Raw genomic sequence first — 2160 nt, forward strand, 5'->3', positions numbered from 1 at the left:
TGCCGCATGAATGGACCGACAAGATCGCCCGCAAGATGCAGGCCAGCAAAGAGGTCTGGGGCAAGATCTTCGGCACCATCGACACGCGGCAGAAGTTCCTTGAAAAGCGGCTTGAGCTGGCGCAGCACGAATGGGCACGGCTGAAATCCAACGACAGTCTGGAATGCCGCAACTGTCACACGGCGGGGGCGATGGATTTCTCGCGTCAGGCGCCGCGCGCGGCCGAGATGCATTCCACCTATCTGCTGACGGGTCAGGCCACCTGCATCGACTGCCACAAGGGCATCGCGCATGAGCTTCCGGACATGACCGGCGTCGATCCCGGCTGGACCATACCGGTCGAGGAACCGCAGGCACCGCAACAGGGGGCCTCGGCCGAGGACAAGGCGAGCCTGCGCCGGTATCTGGACGGCTAGCCGGCGCCGCCCCCCGGCAGAACATGGACCGATGGCCGGGCGCAGGATCGCGCCCGGCCATCGCCGTTTCCGCCCCGGAGATTGCCCCGGACTCTGTCAGATGCCTGCGATCGTCGTCCCGGCGCCCCCGGGTCACTGCGGATTCCGACCGTTGAAGGACTGAACCGGCGTCACGATATCCGCAGAGGGATCGGTCGTGCTGTCGATGGCGACAGCCGGAACGCCAGCCGCCGCAGCCGCCCCCATATGCCGCGCATGCCGATCTGCGGGGTGGAGTTCGACCGGCGCTGCGGCGACGCCGCCCGGATGAACCCGGCCCGACAGCCCGTCGGAAAAAAATTCCCGCGTCGCGGGAATAGAACCCGGCGGGCGCCGTTTCCAGTTCACATGACCAATTCATGACAACGCGGGCGGTGGCGAGGACCCTGCCCGAACAGGAAAGGTTTGCCTGATGCCAGAACAATTTCCCGCATATGACACGATCCTGCGTTTCGGCGTGAACAACGCCGCGATGGGGCTTCTGATCTTCGGCATGTATTACCGCCGCTATCGCGACAAGGAGCTGGTGACGGCGGCCTCGATGTTCAACATCTTTGCCTTCGGCGTCCTGACGATCCTGTCCTCGGTCGAATTCAGCGTCGCCGCGGGCTTTGGCCTGTTCGCCATCCTTGCGCTGTTCACGCTGCGCTCGGAACAGATCTCCAAGATCGAGATCACCTATTTCTTCGGCGCCATCGCCATCGCGGTGATCTGCTCCATTCAGGGCACGACCCTGCCGGTCGTGGGCGGTGTGGTGCTGGCGGTGCTGATCGGCGCCTATGTGCTGGATCATCCGCGCCTGCTGCATTCGGCGGATGGGGTCAGGATCACGCTGGACAAGATCGACGCCGACGCCCTGTCGAACCCTGACCGGATGCGCCGCGAACTGTCGCGCCGGCTGGGGGTCGAGGTGATGTCCTTTGACATCGTGGCGCTGGATTACATCAACGACATGGCGCGCATCAATGTCTTCTTCCGCAAGATCCATGCGCAGGAAAAACCCGCTGACATCAAGGAGAACGGCCATGAACCCGCTTATCGCTGAAAGCCTTGCCCGCTTCACTCCGATCACGCTTGAGGAACTGAACGGCAAGGCGGCGATGCTGGAACGGCTGGACAACAAATATATCGTCTCCGCCGCCGGCTTCCGCCCCGCATTCGAGGCCTTTGCCGAAATCTTCGACGTGCTGGAAATCGACGGCAAGCGCAGCTTTACCTATGCGACGCGCTATTTCGACGACCAAGATCAGCGCGGCTATTACGACCACCATCAGGGCCGCCGCAAGCGCTGCAAGGTCCGGGTGCGCGACTATGTCGATGCCGGTTTCAGCTATCTGGAGGTGAAGCTGAAGGACCGCCGCTCGGTCACCGTCAAAAAACGGCTGCGGCTGGATGCTCCGCTGCGCGAACTGGACCAGCGCTGCATGGATTTCGTCGAAACCTGCCACCGCGACCTTTACGGAACGCGTTTCGGCAGGCCGCTCAGCCCGGTGATCGGCATGCAATACGAACGCATGACGCTGGTCGCCCGCGAAGGCGGCGAGCGGATGACCATCGACACAAGGCTGCGCTTTGCCACCGGCCATCAGGCCCGCGATGTGGGCGACGACATGTTCATCGTCGAGACGAAATCCGCGCGCGGCAACGGCATCGCCGACAAGATCATGCGCCGCTTTCACCTGCAACCGACGACGCGCTGCTCGAA

Annotated in this window: 3 protein-coding genes; all 3 read left to right on the forward strand. The window is 63.1% G+C overall.

Features of this window, described 5'->3' with window-relative positions; genetic code table 11:
- Nucleotides 1-416 (forward strand): NapC/NirT family cytochrome c (locus tag ACK5IR_RS08620; protein WP_416927916.1); only part of this gene is annotated, 416 nt, incomplete at its 5' end.
- Between the two features lie 451 nt (nucleotides 417-867).
- On the forward strand, nucleotides 868-1500 hold the full coding sequence (locus ACK5IR_RS08625) for a DUF4956 domain-containing protein (RefSeq protein WP_416927918.1): 633 nt from the start codon (nucleotides 868-870) through the stop codon (nucleotides 1498-1500).
- On the forward strand, nucleotides 1481-2160 hold a 680-nt coding region (locus ACK5IR_RS08630), incomplete at its 3' end, for a VTC domain-containing protein (protein ID WP_416927920.1). The genes ACK5IR_RS08625 and ACK5IR_RS08630, both read left to right, overlap by 20 nt.

This window comes from Tropicimonas sp. (assembly GCF_047971885.1).
Classification (GTDB): domain Bacteria; phylum Pseudomonadota; class Alphaproteobacteria; order Rhodobacterales; family Rhodobacteraceae; genus Tropicimonas.